Origin of the sequence: Pectobacterium sp. CHL-2024, from assembly GCF_044751765.1 — a bacterium.
In the GTDB taxonomy this organism is placed as follows: domain Bacteria; phylum Pseudomonadota; class Gammaproteobacteria; order Enterobacterales; family Enterobacteriaceae; genus Pectobacterium; species Pectobacterium brasiliense.
The window spans coordinates 211,058-229,286 of record NZ_JBIXKO010000005.1 but is presented as its reverse complement, the minus strand read 5'-3'; the positions used below and the strand labels follow the sequence as shown (position 1 = coordinate 229,286).

Annotated in this window: 21 protein-coding genes; 7 read left to right on the top strand and 14 right to left on the bottom strand. The window is 53.4% G+C overall.

The annotated features are described in order from the left end of the window. Positions 1–47: 47 nt before the first annotated feature. The 5 genes from fieF to cpxP all read right to left on the bottom strand — a co-directional run bounded on the left by fieF (position 48) and on the right by cpxP (position 3,990). The gene (fieF, locus tag ACIPUG_RS10860) at positions 48–950 is read right to left on the bottom strand and encodes a CDF family cation-efflux transporter FieF (protein WP_039281625.1); all 903 of its coding nucleotides are present in this window, start codon (positions 948–950) and stop codon (positions 48–50) included. A gap of 82 nt (positions 951–1,032) precedes the next feature. Continuing rightward, positions 1,033–2,220: a sugar transporter gene (locus ACIPUG_RS10855; protein WP_014917021.1), complete on the bottom strand. Its 1,188-nt coding sequence runs from the start codon at positions 2,218–2,220 to the stop codon at positions 1,033–1,035. A gap of 374 nt (positions 2,221–2,594) precedes the next feature. Beyond that, complete coding sequence (locus tag ACIPUG_RS10850; protein WP_014917022.1) at positions 2,595–2,957, bottom strand: type II toxin-antitoxin system HicB family antitoxin; 363 nt, start codon at positions 2,955–2,957, stop codon at positions 2,595–2,597. Next, positions 2,954–3,229, bottom strand: a complete 276-nt coding sequence (locus ACIPUG_RS10845) for a type II toxin-antitoxin system HicA family toxin (protein WP_014917023.1) — start codon at positions 3,227–3,229, stop codon at positions 2,954–2,956. The genes ACIPUG_RS10850 and ACIPUG_RS10845 overlap by 4 nt, the downstream gene beginning before the upstream one ends. Before the next feature lie 236 nt (positions 3,230–3,465). Continuing rightward, positions 3,466–3,990 carry a cell-envelope stress modulator CpxP gene (cpxP, locus tag ACIPUG_RS10840; RefSeq protein WP_400338390.1) on the bottom strand — a complete coding sequence of 175 codons (525 nt, stop codon included), beginning with the start codon at positions 3,988–3,990 and terminating at the stop codon, positions 3,466–3,468. A gap of 153 nt (positions 3,991–4,143) precedes the next feature. On the opposite strand from cpxP, the gene cpxR reads away from it, so the two are divergent. The 4 genes from cpxR (at position 4,144) to ACIPUG_RS10820 (ending at position 9,347) form a co-directional block, all read left to right on the top strand. Then, complete coding sequence (cpxR, locus tag ACIPUG_RS10835; protein ID WP_010308725.1) at positions 4,144–4,842, top strand: envelope stress response regulator transcription factor CpxR; 699 nt, start codon at positions 4,144–4,146, stop codon at positions 4,840–4,842. Further along, positions 4,839–6,209, top strand: coding sequence for an envelope stress sensor histidine kinase CpxA (gene cpxA, locus ACIPUG_RS10830; protein ID WP_010281575.1), 1,371 nt, complete (start codon positions 4,839–4,841; stop codon positions 6,207–6,209). The genes cpxR and cpxA overlap by 4 nt, the downstream gene beginning before the upstream one ends. A 193-nt stretch (positions 6,210–6,402) precedes the next feature. Next, positions 6,403–8,577 carry a hypothetical protein gene (locus ACIPUG_RS10825; RefSeq protein WP_039502368.1) on the top strand — a complete coding sequence of 725 codons (2,175 nt, stop codon included), beginning with the start codon at positions 6,403–6,405 and terminating at the stop codon, positions 8,575–8,577. Then, a complete protein-coding gene (locus tag ACIPUG_RS10820) occupies positions 8,547–9,347 on the top strand; it encodes a DUF3142 domain-containing protein (RefSeq protein WP_080162907.1) in 801 nt (266 codons plus the stop codon). Before ACIPUG_RS10825 ends, ACIPUG_RS10820 begins: the two co-directional genes overlap by 31 nt. 10 nt (positions 9,348–9,357) lie before the next feature. Here the strand turns inward: ACIPUG_RS10820 and ACIPUG_RS10815 are convergent, their stop codons facing one another. Next, a complete protein-coding gene (locus ACIPUG_RS10815) occupies positions 9,358–9,822 on the bottom strand; it encodes a tRNA (cytidine(34)-2'-O)-methyltransferase (RefSeq protein ID WP_039465401.1) in 465 nt (154 codons plus the stop codon). A 310-nt stretch (positions 9,823–10,132) separates the two neighbouring features. Between ACIPUG_RS10815 and ACIPUG_RS10810 the strand changes: the two genes are divergently transcribed. Next, positions 10,133–10,429, top strand: a complete 297-nt coding sequence (locus ACIPUG_RS10810; RefSeq protein WP_039465404.1) for a hypothetical protein — start codon at positions 10,133–10,135, stop codon at positions 10,427–10,429. A 13-nt stretch (positions 10,430–10,442) separates the two neighbouring features. Here the strand turns inward: ACIPUG_RS10810 and ACIPUG_RS10805 are convergent, their stop codons facing one another. The 6 genes from ACIPUG_RS10805 to ugpB all read right to left on the bottom strand — a co-directional run bounded on the left by ACIPUG_RS10805 (position 10,443) and on the right by ugpB (position 16,605). Continuing rightward, positions 10,443–11,399 (bottom strand): AEC family transporter, encoded by a 957-nt coding sequence (locus ACIPUG_RS10805; RefSeq protein ID WP_010303205.1) that lies wholly within the window; start codon positions 11,397–11,399, stop codon positions 10,443–10,445. Between the two features lie 192 nt (positions 11,400–11,591). Then, positions 11,592–12,341, bottom strand: a complete 750-nt coding sequence (gene ugpQ / locus ACIPUG_RS10800; protein WP_400338388.1) for a glycerophosphodiester phosphodiesterase — start codon at positions 12,339–12,341, stop codon at positions 11,592–11,594. Continuing rightward, positions 12,341–13,414 (bottom strand): sn-glycerol-3-phosphate import ATP-binding protein UgpC, encoded by a 1,074-nt coding sequence (locus tag ACIPUG_RS10795; protein ID WP_104209594.1) that lies wholly within the window; start codon positions 13,412–13,414, stop codon positions 12,341–12,343. Before ACIPUG_RS10795 ends, ugpQ begins: the two co-directional genes overlap by 1 nt. Before the next feature lie 25 nt (positions 13,415–13,439). Beyond that, positions 13,440–14,285 carry a sn-glycerol-3-phosphate ABC transporter permease UgpE gene (ugpE, locus tag ACIPUG_RS10790; protein ID WP_010281598.1) on the bottom strand — a complete coding sequence of 282 codons (846 nt, stop codon included), beginning with the start codon at positions 14,283–14,285 and terminating at the stop codon, positions 13,440–13,442. Between the two features lie 25 nt (positions 14,286–14,310). Then, positions 14,311–15,198, bottom strand: a complete 888-nt coding sequence (ugpA, locus tag ACIPUG_RS10785; RefSeq protein ID WP_010281599.1) for a sn-glycerol-3-phosphate ABC transporter permease UgpA — start codon at positions 15,196–15,198, stop codon at positions 14,311–14,313. A 72-nt stretch (positions 15,199–15,270) separates the two neighbouring features. Further along, positions 15,271–16,605: a sn-glycerol-3-phosphate ABC transporter substrate-binding protein UgpB gene (gene ugpB / locus ACIPUG_RS10780; protein ID WP_039275837.1), complete on the bottom strand. Its 1,335-nt coding sequence runs from the start codon at positions 16,603–16,605 to the stop codon at positions 15,271–15,273. Positions 16,606–16,801: 196 nt separating this feature from the next. On the opposite strand from ugpB, the gene ACIPUG_RS10775 reads away from it, so the two are divergent. Continuing rightward, complete coding sequence (locus ACIPUG_RS10775; protein ID WP_012772867.1) at positions 16,802–17,044, top strand: type II toxin-antitoxin system ParD family antitoxin; 243 nt, start codon at positions 16,802–16,804, stop codon at positions 17,042–17,044. Continuing rightward, positions 17,037–17,330, top strand: a complete 294-nt coding sequence (locus ACIPUG_RS10770) for a type II toxin-antitoxin system RelE/ParE family toxin (protein WP_012772866.1) — start codon at positions 17,037–17,039, stop codon at positions 17,328–17,330. The genes ACIPUG_RS10775 and ACIPUG_RS10770 overlap by 8 nt, the downstream gene beginning before the upstream one ends. A 75-nt stretch (positions 17,331–17,405) precedes the next feature. Here the strand turns inward: ACIPUG_RS10770 and ACIPUG_RS10765 are convergent, their stop codons facing one another. Next, entirely contained in the window at positions 17,406–17,684 is a 279-nt protein-coding gene (locus tag ACIPUG_RS10765; protein ID WP_039465422.1) for a DUF1778 domain-containing protein, read from the bottom strand. A gap of 110 nt (positions 17,685–17,794) precedes the next feature. After that, entirely contained in the window at positions 17,795–18,211 is a 417-nt protein-coding gene (locus ACIPUG_RS10760; protein ID WP_039499853.1) for a hypothetical protein, read from the bottom strand. Positions 18,212–18,229 lie beyond the last annotated feature (18 nt).

Here is an 18,229-nt window from a genome sequence, read left to right as displayed (position 1 = left end):
TTCATGGCGTATCACGTTTTTAACATAAAATGCTGAAACCTGGCCGACTACGCCGTCAATCTGCCACGCTGATTTTCCGGCACAGCAGAAACCGGATCCTGATGGATAATAATATCGGCACCCGGAAACTGTTCACGCAATGCCTGCTCCAGATCGTCTGCGATTTGATGTGCCTGAACCAGCGGTAGCGTGTCATCCATCTCCAGATGCAGTTGAATAAAGCGCGTTGGACCAGAACGTCGGGTACGCAACGCATGTGCGCCGCGAATGCCCGGCCAGTTCACAATCACCTCAGCAATAGCGCGATGCTCGTCCTCCGGCAGCGCGCGATCCAACAGCGACTGCACGGCGTCATACCCCATGCGTAAGGCGCTATATAAAATATAGCCGCCAATACCCAATGCAAACAGGGAGTCAGCGCGCGTAATGCCTTTCCAACTGAGCGCCAACGCCACCAGAATCGCGCCGTTCATCAACAGGTCGGACTGATAATGCAGCATATCCGCACGTACCGCCTGACTGTGCGTGCGCTTCACCACCCAGCGCTGGAACGATACCAGCAGCAGCGTAGCCACCAGCGCAATGAACGTCACCCACATACCCACTTCCGGCGCGTGCAGCGTCTGCGGCTCCAGCGAATGTTGCAGCCCCGTCAGGATCAGGAACAGCGCCGAGCCGGAGATAAACATGCTCTGCGCCAACGCAGCCAGTGATTCCGCTTTGCCGTGGCCGAATGCGTGTTCCGTATCCGCCGGCTGCAACGAGTAGCGCACCACCAGCAAGTTCACCAGCGACGCGGCGATATCCACCAGCGAATCAACCAGCGATGCCAGCAGGCTCACGGAGCCAGTGTGCCACCAGGCAAACACTTTCATTACGAACAGCACCAGCGCCACGGCCGTTGCGCTCACGGCTGCCAGCGTCACCAAACGCGCATAGTGTGGACTCATCATACCCTCACGTAAAACGGATGCCCTTACAGAAAACGGAGACCTTGACGGAAAAAAGGGTCGCTTGGGTCATTACCCGTATTCAGTTTGCCAATGACGTTTTTAACACACGGGAATAGCGGACAAACGTAAAAATACAGCACACGGTTGCCAGTATCGCCATCGCCGCCCCCATGAAACCGATGTCGGGCAGGCCCAAATGGACAATCACCTGATTGCCAAGCAGCGCACCGCCGCCGATCCCAATGTTATAAATCCCTGAGTAGAGCGCCATCGCTACGTCGGTAGCATCCGATGCCAGCGTCAACACCTTGACCTGCATCCCCAGGCTCAGCGCCATAATAGCGATTCCCCAGACGACACACAGCGTCGACAGGCTCCAGCCGCTGAATGACAAAGGCAGCAGCAGTAGTAAACACACCGCCAGAAACGCGAACGAGACAATCAGGAAGCCTGCCGGATATTTGCTGCTGTAGCGGCTGAACAGCATGCTGCCAATGATGCCAGCACCGCCAAAAATCAACAGCAAGATGGTGGTGAAGTTTTCACTCAACAACGCCACTTTCTGGATAAAAGGCTCGATATAACTGTAGGCGGTAAAGTGTGCGGTTACGATCATCACGGTCAGGCCGTACACGCACAGCAGTGCCGGACGTTTAAGCAGGAGAGGCAAACTCTTCAACGAACCGGAATTACTGCTCGGCAGCACAGGCAGCAGTTTCATCAGACCAACCATAATCCCCGCGGCGAGCAGACCAATAAGGACAAACGTCACACGCCAGCCCAGATACTGCCCGACCACACGCCCCAGCGGTAACCCCAGCACCAGCGCCAGCGCCGTGCCGGTCGCCAGCAAACTTAACGCCTGCGCTTTTTTGTCCGCAGGGGCCAGACGTACCACTAGCGATGCCGTAATCGACCAGAACACCGCGTGAGCCAGCGCCACGCCGATACGAGCGATCACCAGCACCCAATAGTTCCAGGCCAGACCGGACAACACATTGCTGACGGCAAACAGGATAAAGATTTTGATCAGCAGGCTGCGTCGCTCCATATCGCTGGACATCAGCATGCAAGGCAGCGACATCAGCCCGACCACCCAGGCATAGATCGTAATGATCAGCCCGACCTGCGCGGCGCTCATGGAAAAGCTGGCAGCGATGTCTGACAGGAGCGCAACGGGGGCAAATTCAGCGGTGTTAAAAATGAAGGCCGCCAGAGAAAGGCTGACGACGCGTAACCAGGCGGTCGAACGGGAAGAACGGGTCATGGTATTGATATCAAAAGTTAAAATAAAAGAATGCGCCCCCTGTCATGGCAGAGGCTAACGCGATGAAGCAATGGTACAGGGAAAGTATGACATCGCCGTGTAATCGGCGAGCGGCCAAGGGTATTTCAGCGTGCTTTTATGAGGATGTCAGCCAAAAGCCTGAAAACAGGTAAGGGAACATTCATGAGCATCATTTTTGGTGCTCACATTCTACGCTTTACCGCTCCCTTACGCTGTCTTTTTTCGTGCTCTTCTTATCTCAGCTTTATATGCTTTCTCTAGCGGAGAAGAGTGACTGCATTACGAGGTTTCATAGTGAAATATGGGCTTTCACTGTCGTTTTTATGCAACAAAACCGCCGAAGCGGGATACTATTAAGCCTGTTTCAGGTGTTCGCTAAGCGTTTCAACAATAAACGTATTCACTGAAATTTGGCGTTCAGCGGCCGCAATGGTCAGTCGTTCCCCGAATGATTCAGGGTAGCGGAGGGTGAATGTTTTCACCTTCTCTTCACGCTCGTAAGGTTCAATGCCATTTTCCTGACAGTCTTCCAGATATTCGCGTAGCGAAATTTCACCCTCGCTTCTCAAGCCATTAATACTGTCGGCGACAAAATCACAGTAGCCAGATAAACCAATAAACTTACCGCGAAACATACCCATTTCCGGTACGTAACTGATAATGGCCGGTTGTCCAGAAACAACCATCGTATTTGGTGTGTTGAGTGCTTTCGTCATGGTTTTACTCCTATACTTTCCAGCCATTCACGCAGGCTAACCAGTGCGCCTTTATCAGTATCCGGTGACGGATGAGGACGATGGAATCGGGCGATACTCCCGTTCAATAAAAATCGCACTCGTGATCCGCTACCTTCCTTAATTTCACCGCCTAACGCAGTAACGAGTGACTCAATATTCGACCATTTAACACCTGAAAGTACTGGTGTTTTGAAAATTTGGATCAGCGTTTCCCGCTGCTTCTTTCGTAGGCTGGCTATTTTTCCCTGCATTACTGATTCCATGATGTCATTTACTGAAGTCAGTATAGACGCCGCTAACATGAAGTCAAATCATGAAGTCAAAACACGCTATATGCCTTAAAAAAACCAAAAAAAAGCCCTCCATCATGGAGGGCAAAAAGACAGGGATGGTGTCTATGGCAAGGAAAAACAGGGTGTGTACCTACTACACATTACTACTCGGACTGCACTACGCTTACTACAAGCTACTTACTACACTCGCACTACTACTCGGGATTCTTTGTCTCGGCATGGCTTGTCATACCTGGTGCCGGCGCAGCCATCTGGTTAAACAGGGATATCTGCTGCTGCATCTCTTTCATACGTTGCTTATGCTTCAGCTCTAATATCTCTTTCTGCGCTGGCGTCAGCAGGTTATACATTTGGTTGCGCACTCGGGTCATCTGAATCTGACGCTCAAGCTGCACACTCATCATTCGGGTTATCTGCGCTCGCACCGCCGCTTCATCAAACGTTTCTGCCGTCACCAGCTTATGCATGGCTTTAACATCTTCGGCATTAAACGCCGGTTTGTCCTGACGACTCTGGTGCATCAAATCACGCATTTGCTGACGCTGTTGCTCAGTCAGCCTCACGCCATCGAACATACCTTGCTGGCCGGATGCGCCTTTTGTGACGGAATCATCGATATGCCAGCCGCTCGCCGGGGCGTCTCCACTTTCTGCTGCAAAGGCGGTAAAAGTGCCTAACATAAGCAGTGAAGCAAGAGATAAGGTTGCGAACTGTTGCATCAATAACTCTCCAGAGCGGTACGTCATTTTGTGAATCAATGAACAGGAGTCTACGCATCTTGCTGCAAACATGCGTCAGAGGATGTAAAACTACGTAAAGTCATGGAATAGCGCTAATCTATGTCGTATTTTGCCCTTGGAGGTAGAGAAAACATGAATAAAATTCTGCTGGTTGATGACGATAGAGAGCTGACCGCTTTACTGAAAGAATTGCTCGAAATGGAAGGTTTTAACGTCGTTGTCGCCTACGACGGCGAGCAGGCGTTACAGATATTAGATAACACCATTGACCTGTTATTACTGGATGTGATGATGCCGAAGAAAAACGGTATCGATACATTAAAAGAACTACGACAGCAGCATCAAACACCGGTCATTATGCTGACCGCCCGCGGCAGCGAATTAGACCGCGTTCTTGGTCTGGAACTGGGTGCCGATGATTATCTGCCGAAGCCCTTTAATGACCGAGAGCTGGTGGCGCGAATTCGCGCGATTCTCCGCCGTTCCAACTGGACCGATCAACAGCAGGCGGGTGATAACAGCGCCCCGACGCTGGAAGTCGACGGCTTGCGTCTGAACCCCGGACGGCAGGAAGCCAGCTTTGACGATATCGTGCTGGATCTGACAGGTACAGAATTCACGCTGCTCTATCTGCTGGCTCAGCGGCTGGGACAGGTGGTTTCACGCGAACATTTAAGTCAGGAAGTGCTGGGGAAACGGCTGACACCGTTTGACCGCGCGATCGATATGCATATCTCGAACCTGCGACGTAAGTTGCCAGAACGCAAGGACGGTCTGCCCTGGTTTAAAACGCTGCGTGGACGAGGCTATTTGATGGTATCGGCTGCATGATCAATAGTTTGACCGCTCGTATTTTTGCCATTTTTTGGTTAACGCTGGCGCTGGTACTCATGCTGGTTCTGATGGTGCCCAAGCTGGACTCGCGCCAGCTTACCGCCTTGCTGGAAAACGAGCAGCGGCAGGGCATCATGCTGGAACAGCACATTGAAGCAGACCTCGCCAACACGCCAGCCAACGATCTGCGCTGGTGGCTACGGCTGTTCTGGGTACTGGAGAAGTGGGCTCCGCCGGGACAGCGCCTTTTTCTGGTCACTAGTGAAGGCCGGATCTTCGGCGTAGAGAAGCATGAAACCCCGATTGTGCGTAATTTTATCGGGCTGTCGGATAACGCCGATCATCCGCAAAAGAAAAATTACGGCCGCATTGAGCTTCTCGGTCCTTTTGCGATCCGCGATGGTGATGACAACTACCAGCTTTATCTGATTCGCCCTGCCAGCAGTCCGCAGTCCGATTTCATTAGTCTGCTGTTTGACCGTCCTTTGCTGCTGCTGATCTTCACCATGCTGATCAGTTCACCGCTGCTGCTCTGGCTTGCCTGGAGTCTGGCGAAACCCGCACGTAAGCTAAAACACGCGGCCGATGAAGTCGCCAAAGGCAACTTACGCCAGCACCCGGAGCTGGAGTCCGGTCCGCAGGAGTTTCAGGCGACGGGCGTCAGCTTTAACCAGATGGTCAGCGCACTGGAGCGGATGGTTACCGCACAGCAACGCCTGCTGTCGGATATCTCCCATGAACTGCGTACGCCGCTGACACGCTTGCAACTGGCGACAGCGCTACTGCGTCGGCGTCAGGGTGAAGGCAATGAACTGAACCGTATCGAGACAGAAACGCAGCGGCTCGACAGCATGATTAACGATCTGCTGGTACTCTCACGCAATCAGCACAAGAACGAACTGACCCGTGAGTTCCTGCGTGCCGATGAACTGTGGGGCAATGTGCTAGACGATGCCGCCTTTGAAGCCGAGCAGATGGGGAAAACGCTGGAAGTGCCCTATCCTCCGGGGCCCTGGACGCTCTTTGGCAACCCTGCCTCGCTCGACAGTGCGCTGGAAAATATCGTGCGCAACGCGCTGCGTTATTCTCACAACCACATCGAAGTGGCCTTCTCGGTGGATAATCAGGGCATCACCATCAAAGTGGATGACGATGGCCCCGGTGTGAGTCCGGAAGATCGCGAACAGATTTTCCGCCCCTTCTACCGTACGGATGAAGCGCGTGACCGCGAATCCGGCGGCAGCGGTTTAGGACTCGCCATCGTGGAAACTGCCATTACGCAGCACAAAGGCTGGGTAAAAGCGGAAGACAGTCCACTGGGCGGCTTGCGTCTGATCATCTGGCTGCCGTTGCATCAACGGTAAATCAGGCAGACACTTCCCCCACCACCGACGTTCCCTTCTATAACACGCTCTCAGGTGCCCGACATGGGCACCTGTCACTTTCTGTTTATCTTCTCAAGGTTATACTGCATTGAGTTTTTTAGGCGATTGCGTAGAGTGATCGCCACTCATGCCGAAAACAGGCAAGACCCGTGTTGAATGAAGGATACAAACCATGAAAGGAGTAACGCTGCTGGCTGGCGTACTGACCGCGTTAATGAGCAGTCAGGCATTCAGTTCCAGCGATGGAGTGTGCGGCTTTTCCGACTCGGAATGTGGCATGTCTGCCCTGCCCTATTTGCAGCCGGGAAACGACACACGTGCTAACCTGATGCTGCTGCAAAGCCGTCTCCACAGCATGTCGCTTCCGTTACCCCATCCTTTACCCGATCAAACACGTTCACGTATCGACCCTTTTACCGCCTACCGGGTCATGGGGATTGCCGCCACGGAAGGGGCTCCGACTTCTGACTCAGAAGAGGATGTCACGGCAGATGCGCCCTACCTTTCAACGCTGAATAAAGCGAAGCAGCTTAACCTCCCTTTAAGCGTTCAGGGCACGATCTCCACGTTTTCGCCTGACGATAACGAAGGACGCCATATTTCCAATGAGCTTTCCACGCTGGAAGCGTTTTTTGACGTCCTGTTGGCAGACAAACAGCTCACCGAAGAACAGCGCACGGTGCTGGCACATCAGCGGGTAAATCTCCTCAACCCGCTGTACACCAAAGAGGCGCTGAACGAAGGTCTTATAAGCCTACCGGACGAAGGACATGCCGGCGCTCTCATGCAATATCTGTTCGCGGCGCTGGCGTTCTATCAGGGTCACTTTGATGAGGCGGAAAGCGGCTTTCAGGCGTTAACGTCTTCACCACAGCCGTGGGTCGCAGAAACCTCGCGCTATATGTTGATTCGCGTAGCGATCAATAAAGCGATGGAAAACGCGCTTGATGAATACAACATGTTTGATGCCAGTAAAGCCGATAAAGTGGCTGCACAGCTGGCCATTCAGCAGATTGGCGACTATCTGAAACAGTATCCAGACGGGCACTACATCGAGTCCGCTAACGGGCTGTACCGCCGCGCTTACTGGATTATGGACGATGTGAATGCCTTAGCGACAACGTACCAACACGAGTTGGACAACACCACTGACGTCGAAGCACTCCTTGAATTGAGCGACGAGATCGACAACAAGCTGCTGGAAAATCGGCAATTCACCAGCGCATCGGGCAGCCCACCGTTGACGATGGTGCAAGATCTCAAGCGCTTGCGTTCAGATGAAGGCTGGCTGGCATTACCCGCCTTATCCGTTGACGAACTGGCCGCGCAGAAGCCGCTGTTCGAGAAAGACAACATGCAGGAAGCGTTTAGCTACCTTCAGGCCGCGCAGCTGTTTTATGGTCAAAAAGATTACGCCGCCGTGGTTAACAGCGTTCCCGCGACACAGGCAAACGATCTGACCGATACCGTACGTTTCAGCCTGCAAGTCTTACGCGGTCGGGCGCTGGTGCGTCTGGAGCGCTGGGATGAGGCGGAAGCGCACTGGCGTCAGCTGTTAACGCGCAATATGGGGTACACGCAAAATCAGTTCCTGCAACTGGCACTGGCGGAAACGCTGGTCAAGGCCGGTCATCCGGAGCGGATCTTTGCCGCCGACAGCCCGGTAAAAAACCTGCGTTTCCGTTCCGCCGTACTGAAAGTTAGCGCCAACGCCGACCTGCTGCGTCAGCAAACAGGTCCACAGCAAACCCATGAAGAGCGGGCTATCGCGCTGCATACGCTGTTAACCAAGTCGCTGACCCACGGTGATTACGCCAGCTATCTCAAAGATGTTCAGTTGAGGAAAGATATCGCGCCGCTGGTCAGCAGCGAAAATCAAAGCTGGAATCAGGAAGATTTGACGGCATTTGACTGGGACGGCAGCGATACCGAAGAAGACTACCAATGTCCGGCGCTGAATGACGTGGTCACGACGCTGAACCAACGCCCTAATGACGCCCGCTCGATTAACTGTCTCGGCGAATTTTTCCTGCGCACCAATAACAGCGTGGGCTTCGACTGGGGTGAAGGCAGCATGTTGAGCGGACTCACCAACGCGCCAACACAGTTCGTCGGTACCGAATATAATCGTCTGGATGGTTATATGCGGGTGATTGCCGATCCGAAAGCGCCACCGGAAGACAAAACCTATGCCCTGTATCGCGCGGTCTACTGCTACGCGCCGAGTGGCTATAACGACTGCGGCCCACAGGACATCAGCAAGGCAACCCGCAAAGCCTGGTTTACCCAACTAAAAACCAAGTACAAAGGCAGCGTGTGGGCAGACAAGCTCGATTATTACTGGTAACGCCGTTAATCATGCTGGCTGGCCTGCTCTCGTTCTGTACGCAGGCCGCTTCCGTTAACGTTGCGCCTTCAGCCATCAACGCGGTGCCCGCCATCGTCGACGCGACACGCTATCAGGACTTCTGGCTATGGGCGGCGGTGCGGCCCCAGCCGATTCTGCATCAGGCGCAGACGCTATACCTGCATCAAGGCGAAGTGGCACGCCGTCAGGGTAAAGTCGTGTTCCTGCGTCAGGGGATTCCGCCCAGCCAATTGCGCGTTAACCGCGTCTGGCTGGCTTTCCGCATGACCACGCTGGAGCTTTCCGATCGCCACCTGAACCGGATACTAAAGTTACGGGAAAAGTGGCGGCGTCAGGGCAATCAAGTGGTTGGGATTCAGATCGATTTTGACGCGAAAAGCTATCAGTTGGCAGGCTATGTCGAATTTCTGACGCAGCTGCGCGCGCGTTTACCCGAAGATTGTCAGCTCAGTATTACGGGGCTGCTCGACTGGTCGAAAACCGGTGATGTGTCGGCGTTGAACCGCTTACAGGGCAAGCTGGATGAAGTGGTGGTACAGACTTATCAGGGGCGCAGCACCATTACCAATTACGCCGAGTACCTGCCCGCGCTGATGAAGCTGACCCTGCCTTTCCGGGTCGGACTGGTACAACACGGCAAGTGGGAACCGCAGTGGCAGCAGCGCCTTGCCACTTCACCGTATTATCGCGGGGAGGTGGTATTTCTGGTGAATCCGCCACTGAAAAAATCCGCCAACGGCAGACTGTAGCAAGCCATAGCTACAGGCAACCGCCGAAACCATTTTGCCGCCAGGCTTCATAGCTGATGATCGCCACGGCATTCGACAGATTCAGGCTGCGGTTATTAGACTGCATGGGGATGCGGATACGGAAATCCGACGCAAAGCCGTTGCGAATCTCGTCTGGCAGGCCGGACGTTTCCGATCCAAACAGCAGCACATCATCTGGCTGATAGGTCGGCTGATCGTAGGGACGGCTGCCTTTGGTGGTACACGCGAAGATGCGTTTACCGGGAACCACAGCCAGAAAGTCCTGATAGTTTTTATGACGGCTGACGTTCGCCAGATCGTGATAATCCAACCCCGCGCGGCGCAGCTTTTTCTCTTCAAAATCAAACCCCAGCGGTTCAATCAAATGAAGCGTACAGCCGTTGTTGGCCGCCAGTCGGATAATATTGCCGGTGTTCGGTGCAATTTGAGGCTCATAGAGCGCGATATGGAACATAAGATAGCGTCAACCACGAAGAAAAATTCCGCCGCAGTATAGCGCATTCACATCACGTGCCCAAAACCTGCGCGCACAGGATTGCGGATTACTCTGCACGACGTTTTCCTCCACAGCGATTACACTTGATCTTACAGATAAAGGCATTCGAGCGGCGATAATGGATAGATCGTAAAGACGCTGTAAATACATCCCTGTACGCTCGGATTGCGCCATCCATGGCGCAAACGCTTTACTCTTCTATCCCATTATTGCCGTTTTCGTTTCGCAAATGGCTTATCGACAGGCCGAAGGCTTGTGTGGAGGTTTAATGAAACACCCTAAGACACTATTGGCCTGTGCCGCCCTGCTCGGTCTGCCGCTTCTGGCAAGCGCTAACACGCCGCAAGCGCCCACACCTCAGCAGCAGTTTGAAAGTGGTATCAGCAGCCAGAAACAGTTGCAGCAGAATATGCAGCAGAGCCAGAAATTGCAGCAACAGCAGTTGAATCAGCAGCTCCAGCAGCGTAATCAGCAGTTGCAGCAACAGCGCCAGCAGCAGCTACAGAAGGATTTAGAGCGCTCGCAGAGAACCACACCGCCACCGCCGATTAAACAGAACCCCTGAGGCTACTGCGGCCTTATAGCCGCACACCCATCAGCGTCAGAATCAACGGCGTGGTTAATGCCGCCATCGCCGTTGATAGCAGCAGGCTGGAGGCCACCGGGCCGCCCAATACATCGAACTGGCGCGACATCAGATAGACGTTGACGCCCACCGCCATCGACCCCAGCAGCACGACCGCACGCGTTTCCATTTCCGGCAGGCCGAGTGCAATCGCAATCCCCCAGATCACCAGCGGCTGAACCAGCAGTTTGATCGTGCAAATCGCCGTACTGATCTGCCAGCCATCACGCACCCGATATTCCGCCAGCCCCATTCCCAGAGCCACCAGCGACAGCGGCGCGGCAATCTGTCCCAGCATGGCAAGCGGCTGATCGACATACGACGGCAGCGGCAGGCCCGTCAGGCTGAATAAGGTCCCGGACAGAATGCCGATAATCAGCGGGTTCTTCAGCACACCCAGCGCGGTTTTGGTAAAACCCTGTAGCGACAACGCCCCGTTACGCGCCCATTCCACCGACACCGTCACCAGCGTCCACAAAATAAGCCCGTTGAACACGACGACCAGCGCGACAGACGGAATCGCCTCTTCGCCCAGCATCAGCGTGGCAATCGGCAGCCCCAGCATCACGTTGTTGGAGAAGATGCCGCTCAGCGCAAACAGCGAGCCAGAGACGCCATCAAGATGAAAGACCTTGCGCGCCACGATGCGGCCTAAGACAAACACCAGCAGGCAGCCGCCAAAAAAGGCGATCAGCAGCCGGGCATCCACCACCGGACGTTTGGAAAAATCCGACATCAGGCGGAACAGCATCGCGGGCATGGCGACGGAGAAGACAAAGCGTGTCATGCCGTCGGTCACGGTGGTCGGCCATTTACCATAGCGAATCAGGCTATAGCCGAGTGCGATAAGAACAAAGAGGGGTAACGACAGAAAAATCTGGTGCCAAAGCGAAACAATAAATGCGGGCATGACGCCACTTCCTTATTACCGGCACCGAGTCAGAAAGGGGATCCGTTATTACGGAGATATACCCTAAATAATTCGAGTTGCGTGAAGGCGGCAACTGCGAGAATCCCCAGAGCTTACTCAGGTAAGTGACTGGGGTGAGCAAAGGCAGCCAACGCACAAGCAGCTTGAAGTATGACGGGTATAAGGCAGACCTCAGCCGGTCGCGAAGCTTGCCCCGATTAAATCTATCCGGTCAGTACAGATACAGTCAACGCCCCAATCCAGCAAAGTTTGCGCGCGATCAGGTTGGTTGACGGTATAAACCAGAATGCGCAAACCTGCAGCTTTCAGCGCCGCAACGCGTTCTGCCGTCAGCAGTTTGTGATTCAGGTGGATGGACACACAATCCAGACGCTGCGTTAACGACAGCCAGTCCTCTTCCCACTCATCCAGCAGCAGCCCACGCGGCAGTTCTGGCACCGCCTGCTGCGCCGCTTCCAGGGCTTCGATAGAGAACGATGACAGCAGCGGTTCGACCGGATGATCGGCCCACAGCTGGCGCGCCGCCAGCGCAATCACCCGCCCGGTTTCTGTTTCATATCCGGTGGTGGGTTTAATTTCGATGTTGGCCGCCATGCCGTACTGCACACAACGTTTTGCCACTTCCGATAGCAGCGGTAGGCGTTCACCGACAAATTTATGACCGTACCAGCCGCCGACATCCAGCCCGACCAGCTTGTCCCACGGCAGTTCACCTGCAATGCCCCAGCCGTTGCTGGTGCGCTCAAGCGTGTCGTCGTGTAAAAGGAAAATCTGGCCGTCCTGCGACAGCTTGGCGTCAAACTCGATCATCTTGTGACCGAGGCTGGCACCAACATCAATCGCCGCCAGCGTGTTTTCCGGTGCCAGTGAACCGCCGCCGCGATGGGCGACAATGCTCGGGTAAGGCCAGATTGTTTCCATTATTCCATCCGTAATCCGCTTTGCGAATCAAACAGGTGCCATGATGACGTCGGTAAGTGTAGCCAAAGCGTCGAGCCGATCGCGGGGCAGTGCTCATAAGAGAGCCGCGCTATCACATTCTGCCCGCCCCACTTACCGTGCGCTAAATTGTCCGCGCCCAGCAGTTCGAGTGTTGAAATCTGCAACGGGATACCGCCAGTTTCACTCGTCGCCAGCTGAATATGCTCTGGTCGAACCCCCAGCGTCAATGCTTTACCGCGCCATTGCGGCTTCGGTTCAGGCAGCGCCAGCGCGATGTCGCCATCGATTTCAAAGCGACAACCGTCATCGCTAATGCGACCTGACCACAGGTTCATGGCCGGTGAACCAATAAAGCTGGCCACAAACAGCGATGCCGGGCGGCGATAAATCTCAGCCGGCGCACCGATTTGTTCGGCGATCCCTTTGTTCATGACGATAACGCGCTGTGCCAGTGTCATCGCTTCAACCTGATCGTGCGTGACGTACAGGCTGGTGGTTTTCAGGCGCTGGTGCAGTTGCTGTAATTCGAGCCGCATCTGTACGCGCAGTTTGGCATCCAGATTCGACAACGGTTCGTCGAACAGGAATACCGCTGGTTCACGTACAATCGCACGCCCCATCGCCACGCGCTGACGCTGACCGCCCGATAGCTCACGCGGTTTGCGTTGCAGCAGCGGCATCAGTTCCAGAATTCGCGCCGCATCTTCCACGCGCTCGCGGATCTGCGCCTTGCCGAAGCCACGAATTTTCAGGCCGTAAGCCATATTGTCGAACACGTTCATATGGGGATAAAGCGCATAGTTCTGGAACACCATCGCAATACCGCGATCTTTTGGTTCCAGATTGGTGACCCGCTGGTTATCAATGTAGATATCACCGCTGGTGGTGCGTTCGAGGCCTGCCACCATGCGCAGGAGCGTCGATTTACCACAGCCTGACGGCCCAACCATCACGACGAACTCGCCGTCCGCGACGTCCAGATCGATGGGTTGGATAATCTGTGTTTTGCCATCGTAAGACTTGGTGACGGCCTGAAGTTTTAAACATGCCATAAGCGTTTCCGAAATTCGTCTCGATTTATTTTTCGCTGTCGACCAGACCGCGAACGAACCAGCGCTGCATCAGTAGCACGACCAGCAGCGGTGGCAACATGGTCAGCAGCATGGCCGCCATCACCTGATTCCACTGGGTGGCCCCATCGCCGGAGGCAATCATGCTTTTAATCCCGGCGACTGCGGTGCCCAGATCGGCATCGCTGACAATCAGCAGCGGCCACAGGTATTGGTTCCAGCCGTAGATGAACGTGATCACGAACAGCGCCGCCAGATTGGTCTTCGACAGCGGTAACACCATGTCGAAGAAGAAACGCATCGGGCTGGCACCGTCGATACGCGCCGCTTCCATCAGCTCATCCGGCAGCGTCATAAAGAACTGGCGGAACAGGAAGGTCGCGGTCGCCGAAGCCATCAGCGGCAGCGTTAAACCGGTGTAGCTGTCCATCATGTCCAGCCGCGCGATCACTTCCACCGTCGGGAAAATACGCACTTCCACCGGCAGCATCAGCGTCAGAAAAATCATCCAGAAGAACAGGTTGCGCAGCGGAAAGCGGAAATAGACGATGGCGTAAGCGGACAGGATCGATACGGTGATTTTGCCTATCGTAATCGCCAGCGCCATCACGAAGCTGTTAAGCAGCATCAGTCCGAACGGCGTGGTGTTATTGCCCGCGCCGTGCAGCCAGATATAACGCAGGTTTTCCCACAGGTGAGAACCGGGGATGAGCGTCATCGGAGCCTGAAAGACTTCCTGATTATCCAGCGTGGCGGCCACAAACCCCACGTACAGCGGAAACAGTACGGCGAGAATGCCGACAATCAGCATGACGTGGCTGAAAATATCTAACCCGCGACGATTCTCAATCATTGGCATTGACCTTGTAGATTTATCTTCATTGGTAATTCACCTTCCGCTCAACAAAACGGAACTGAATCACGGTCAGCCCGATAACCAGTATCATCAGTACCACCGACTGCGCTGCCGAACTGGACAGATCCAGCCCTGCGAAGCCTTCACGATAAATTTTGTAGATCAGCGTGGTCGTCGACTGCACCGGCCCACCGGCCGTTGCGGCATCGATAATCGGGAAGGTATCGAAAAAGGCGTACACCAGATTGACCACCAGCAGGAAGAAGCTCACCGGAGAAATCATCGGCAGCACCAGATTGAAGAAGCGCCGAACGGGGCCAGCACCATCAATCGCGCCCGCTTCCACCAGCGAACGGGGGATTGATTGCAGCGCGGCAAGGAAGAACAAGAAGTTATAGCTAATCTGTTTCCAGACCGACGCCAGCACGACTAAAAACATCGCCTGACCGCTGTTCTGTGCGTGGTTCCACGTATAGCCCAGCAGCCCGAGAAAGTGGGTGATCAGCCCCAGACCGGGGTTAAACAAGAACATCCACAGCACGGCAGCGACGGCGGGTGCCACGGCATACGGCAGGATGATCAACGTCTGGTACAGGCGGCTGGCACGGATCACGTAGTCCACCAGCGCGGCCAGAAAGAGTGAAATCAGCATGCCAAACCCTGCCACCAGAAAGCTGAATATCAGCGTGGTGTAAAACGAATCAAGGTAGTAAGGGTTATTGAACAGCTGTCTGAAGTTTTCCATGCCGACAAATTCGCTGGATAACCCAAATGGATCCAGATTCTGCACCGAATACCACAGCGCCTGACCGGCAGGCCAGATAAAGAAAATCACGGTAATCAGCAGTTGAGGCAACACCAGCACGTAGGGCAACCAGCTGCTGCGAAAAACGGGGCGGGATGATGTCATGCGGTAACTCATTGCAAACAGAAAAGAAACAGGCCGATTCCCTTCGGCCCGATATTGCTCAACAGAAGCGTATTACTTCGTCGATTGTTCAAAGCGACGCAGCAGCGCGTTACCGCGTTCTACTGCGCTATCCAACGCCTGTTGTGGCGTCTTCTTATTTGTCCATACGCTTTCTAATTCTTCATCCACAACGGTACGAATCTGCGGCATGTTGCCCAAACGCAGGCCTTTGGTGAACGGCAACGGTGGCTTGTTCAGCATCTGACGCGTGGCGATATCCGCACCTGGGTTTTTCTCGTAGAAGCCCTGCTTCTGCGTCAGTTCGTACGCCGCAGTAGTGATTGGCAGGTAACCGGTTTTCTGGTGCCATTCAGCGGCATTTTCCGGCTCGGCCAGGAACTTCATAAACTCAGCAACGCCTTTGTAGGTCGCGGCATCTTTACCGCCCATCACCCACAGGCTGGCACCACCGATAATGGCGTTCTGCGGTGCACCTTTCGCATCGGCATCATACGGCATCATGCCAACACCGTAGTTGAACTTGGCGTGTTCCCGAATGTTCGCCAGCGAACCGGAAGAGGCGGTCGTAATAGCGCAGTCGCCGTTATAGAATTTCTCGGTCGGCTCATCCTTACGCCCGAAATAGGTGAAATCACCCTTCTTGTTCATGTCCTGCAACAGCTGGATGTGCTTAACCTGCGTTGGTTTGTTGAATTCCAACACGGCATCGGTGCCGTCAAAGCCGTTGTTTTTGCTCGCAACTGGCAGACCGTGCCAGGCACTGAAGTTTTCAATCTGAATCCAACCTTGCCAGCCGCTGGCGTAGCCGCACTTCATCCCAGCTGCACGCAGTTTGGCGGTGTACTCGGCCATCTGCTGCCAGGTTTTCGGCGGCTGTTCTGGATCTAACCCTGCCTTCTTGAAGGCATCTTTGTTGTAGTACAGCACAGGCGTGGAGCTGTTAAACGGCTGCGACAGCAGGTGGCCGCTCTTCGCATCGGTGTAATAACCGGAGACAGTCGGCACAAACACCGACTCATCGAAATTAATGCCTGACTCTTTGAAGACTTCATAGACAGGTTTGATGGCTTTACTTGCCATCATGGTCGCCGTACCGACTTCATAGACCTGCAAAATAGCGGGCGCATTCCCAGCGCGATAGGCCGCAATCCCGGCAGCCAGGTTTTGTTCGTAGTTGCCTTTATAGACCGGAACAATTTTTACATCGCTGTGCGCTTTGTTAAAACGGTCAGCCAGAGAATTCACTTCTTTCCCTAATTCGCCTTCCATGGAGTGCCAGAAAGGAATTTCTGTCGCGGCCTGCGCACTGGCGCTCATCAGCGCTAATGCCACACACGCCGCGGCGGTGCGAATAGCATGTGTTTTACGAATTGTGTTGTTGAACATGCCTGTCTCCTGCAATCAATTAAATGCGCCATCATCACGGCGTTTTTTATGCGAAGGTAAACATGACATGAGCGCATGACAGAAAAATAACTGGAAGATGACGGGAAAGTGACAGAGGAAGGAGGTCTTCTTATTGGCTACTAAGTAGGCTGTTCTGTGCTACCATCTGTGTTAATAGATAACACAGGAGGTTTTTATGCCTAGAACGACAAGTATTACGATCGGCGAACAACTGGATGATTTTGTCTCCAAATTAATAGATAGCGGTCGCTATAGTTCTACCAGTGAAGTCATCAGGTCAGCGCTTCGTCTTCTTGAACAACAAGAATCCAAAACAGAGGCTCTGAAAAAAGCGATTTATGCAGGGGAGCAAAGTGGAGAAAGTTCGTTGACGCTGCGTGAAATTGCGGCAAAAAAGAAGCGCGAACGGAATGTATAAACTCTCTAATCTTGCAGCAGAAGATTTCGCAGGCATCTTTGAGTACACATTGATCAACTACGGCATCAGTCAGGCTGACAATTATACAGAGTCGCTAGAGAATACGCTGATTCTGCTAGCAGAATCCCCTTATATAGGCCAAGAGTACCCTGAAATTAGCCAGGGTGTGCGCCGATTCGATCATAGGCAACACGCTATTTTCTACCGCATACGAGAAGAAGATCTTCTTATCATCCGAATCCTGCATCAGCAAATGGAACCTATGTGCCACTTTTTTGATATTTAAAAAGTGGCTAAATAAGGATGTATTCAATCAATAGCATGCCACCAAGAACAATTATCAGTAATGGCTCTGGTGCTGTTATTCCCATGGCGATTGACGACACATAAGATCGTTAATGCGGGCATGACTCTCTGCGGTGATAGGCGCATCCAACTCGGCCAACAATCCATCAAACTGTTCGTTGTCCAGAATAAACAAACGTTGATCCAACAAGATGTCCTGCGCCTCGCGGCAGGCTGCTTCAAGCATAAAGTCGGTACGTGATTTTGACACAAGGTTTGCAGCCATATCGATCAAATTCCGCTGGGAGGCTTTGGCCCGAATAGTGATTCGTGCTTCTTTAGTTTCAGGTTTCATCATCATGCCTGTGTAGTGAATCTCTCTACAACCCTACATGACGTGTACAAAAATGCTACACATGAGAACATCACCCATACATTCAAACACTCTGACTACCCTACTCAGGGCTATTTTCGAATGACATCAACGATGACAGTGTTAGGATCGTTGATGATTCCTATATGTATCGTTTTATCTGAATCCGTAGACTTCCAATACTCACCCGTTGTGTCTGTGTAGCTCAGCGTAAAACCAAGCGACGCTAGATAACTGCGTATATTTGTCGCGTCATTGGTATTTTGAAACGTAATATTGCTGACTTCCAATGCAGGGCCATCAACGGTTGCATAGCCAAAATCATAGAGAGAAGAAATACGCGGGCAATTTTTAATGATCTCGTCCGTCAGCATTTCATATCGTCGGGTGTCCTGTTCCGTGTAGCGAGAACTCCCCTCCATCAGAATAACCATGGCAGGCCAATAATAGATAAGCGGCAAGGCAATGAGGAGCGATATGACGAGTGGTATAATTATCTTTTTTTTCATGTTATTTAAAGAAATTTG

What these genes read in the sequence shown, in the direction of transcription:
- fieF (WP_039281625.1), bottom strand. Translation starts at nt 950, where the DNA reads ATGAGTCCACACTATGCGCGTTTGGTGACGCTGGCAGCCGTGAGCGCA.
- ACIPUG_RS10855 (WP_014917021.1), bottom strand. Translation starts at nt 2,220, where the DNA reads ATGACCCGTTCTTCCCGTTCGACCGCCTGGTTACGCGTCGTCAGCCTT.
- ACIPUG_RS10850 (WP_014917022.1), bottom strand. Translation starts at nt 2,957, where the DNA reads ATGACGAAAGCACTCAACACACCAAATACGATGGTTGTTTCTGGACAA.
- ACIPUG_RS10845 (WP_014917023.1), bottom strand. Translation starts at nt 3,229, where the DNA reads ATGCAGGGAAAAATAGCCAGCCTACGAAAGAAGCAGCGGGAAACGCTG.
- cpxP (WP_400338390.1), bottom strand. Translation starts at nt 3,990, where the DNA reads ATGCAACAGTTCGCAACCTTATCTCTTGCTTCACTGCTTATGTTAGGC.
- cpxR (WP_010308725.1), top strand. Translation starts at nt 4,144, where the DNA reads ATGAATAAAATTCTGCTGGTTGATGACGATAGAGAGCTGACCGCTTTA.
- cpxA (WP_010281575.1), top strand. Translation starts at nt 4,839, where the DNA reads ATGATCAATAGTTTGACCGCTCGTATTTTTGCCATTTTTTGGTTAACG.
- ACIPUG_RS10825 (WP_039502368.1), top strand. Translation starts at nt 6,403, where the DNA reads ATGAAAGGAGTAACGCTGCTGGCTGGCGTACTGACCGCGTTAATGAGC.
- ACIPUG_RS10815 (WP_039465401.1), bottom strand. Translation starts at nt 9,822, where the DNA reads ATGTTCCATATCGCGCTCTATGAGCCTCAAATTGCACCGAACACCGGC.
- ACIPUG_RS10810 (WP_039465404.1), top strand. Translation starts at nt 10,133, where the DNA reads ATGAAACACCCTAAGACACTATTGGCCTGTGCCGCCCTGCTCGGTCTG.
- ACIPUG_RS10805 (WP_010303205.1), bottom strand. Translation starts at nt 11,399, where the DNA reads ATGCCCGCATTTATTGTTTCGCTTTGGCACCAGATTTTTCTGTCGTTA.
- ugpQ (WP_400338388.1), bottom strand. Translation starts at nt 12,341, where the DNA reads ATGGAAACAATCTGGCCTTACCCGAGCATTGTCGCCCATCGCGGCGGC.
- ACIPUG_RS10795 (WP_104209594.1), bottom strand. Translation starts at nt 13,414, where the DNA reads ATGGCATGTTTAAAACTTCAGGCCGTCACCAAGTCTTACGATGGCAAA.
- ugpE (WP_010281598.1), bottom strand. Translation starts at nt 14,285, where the DNA reads ATGATTGAGAATCGTCGCGGGTTAGATATTTTCAGCCACGTCATGCTG.
- ugpA (WP_010281599.1), bottom strand. Translation starts at nt 15,198, where the DNA reads ATGACATCATCCCGCCCCGTTTTTCGCAGCAGCTGGTTGCCCTACGTG.
- ugpB (WP_039275837.1), bottom strand. Translation starts at nt 16,605, where the DNA reads ATGTTCAACAACACAATTCGTAAAACACATGCTATTCGCACCGCCGCG.
- ACIPUG_RS10775 (WP_012772867.1), top strand. Translation starts at nt 16,802, where the DNA reads ATGCCTAGAACGACAAGTATTACGATCGGCGAACAACTGGATGATTTT.
- ACIPUG_RS10770 (WP_012772866.1), top strand. Translation starts at nt 17,037, where the DNA reads ATGTATAAACTCTCTAATCTTGCAGCAGAAGATTTCGCAGGCATCTTT.
- ACIPUG_RS10765 (WP_039465422.1), bottom strand. Translation starts at nt 17,684, where the DNA reads ATGAAACCTGAAACTAAAGAAGCACGAATCACTATTCGGGCCAAAGCC.
- ACIPUG_RS10760 (WP_039499853.1), bottom strand. Translation starts at nt 18,211, where the DNA reads ATGAAAAAAAAGATAATTATACCACTCGTCATATCGCTCCTCATTGCC.